The following is a 1,198-nucleotide window of genomic DNA, read 5'->3' on the forward strand; positions in this document are numbered from 1 at the left end:
CTTCACGCAGGTCTCGGCCGGCACCATACGCTCGCTGGCGCTGGGGTCTGACGGGAATACGTACGCCTGGGGGGCCAACTTCGCCGGAGCGCTGGGAGACGGCACGGACACGCACCGGGAGACGCCCGTGCAGGTCCTCGCGCCCGCGGGGATCATCTTCACGCAGGTCTCGGCCGGTACTTCTCACTCCGTTGCGCTGGGGTCGGACGGACACACGTACGCGTGGGGGAACAACAGCGCTGGGCAGCTGGGGGACGGTTCGTCCGAGGACAAGTGGACGCCGGTACAGGTGGCCGCGCCGGCGGGGGTGGCCTTCACACAGGTGTCGACCGGCACCGATCACACTGTTGCGCTGGGGGCTGACGGCAACGCCTATGTGTGGGGCGCGAACTCTTCCGGGCAACTGGGGGACGGTACGCATATGAGTCGCGCGACGCCGACGCTGGTTCGCCTGAGCCCTGCCCAGGTAACAGAGATCACGTTCGACGGAGTCCCGGGCACGGAGCTCCGCGACAACGGAGACGGTACGTGGTCAGTCGCCGCCCCGGCGCACACCGCCGGCGTGGTCGAGGTTCTGGTGTTCTGGACGGTGAACGGCGTTGCCCGCACGCCTGTGAGCTCCCGCTTCACCTATGACCCCACGCAGATCGCACCGACGATCACCGATCCCCGGAGCAGCTCGGTACGCGCCGGCGACACGGCGAAGTTCTCGGTCACGACCACCGGGATGCCGACTCCGGCGGTCTCCTGGCAGGTCTCCCGCGACGGCGGCGCCAGCTGGGAAGACCCATCGGAGACACCGGATCCAGATGGGCAGAGCCTCACGGTCGTCGGCTCCGAAGCGAACCACGGCTTCCGCTATCGTGCGGTTGCCGTGAACAGTGCCGGGTCTGCGACCAGTCGGGCCGCCGAACTGTCCGTCGTGCCTCAGACGACCACGGCTCCGTCGCAGGGCACGGTGCTGCCGAACAGTACAGCCGCCGAGCGGAGCGCTCAAGCCGGGGGCCACCCGTCCGAGTTGGCGTCCACGGGCAGCGCAGGGGCTTCCCTGCCGGTCGCGGTCGCGGCTGCCGCGCTGTTCCTCGGGGGAGGAGCGACGGTCGTGGCTCGCTCGACCGGGCGGCGCATGGCGAAGTAGGGCGCGGGCGCGGGCGCGGCCCGCACACCCGTCGCAGACCCGAGATATGCGTGTGGCCCG

The 1,198-nt window shown here is 70.2% G+C and carries 1 pseudogene; it reads left to right on the forward strand.

The features are described 5' to 3' along the window. Positions 1–1,138: pseudogene (locus U874_RS15575) on the forward strand (hypothetical protein); the annotation flags it as partial. Positions 1,139–1,198: the final 60 nt, after the last annotated feature.

Origin of the sequence: Leucobacter sp. PH1c (assembly GCF_000633415.1) — a bacterium.
Classification (GTDB): domain Bacteria; phylum Actinomycetota; class Actinomycetes; order Actinomycetales; family Microbacteriaceae; genus Leucobacter.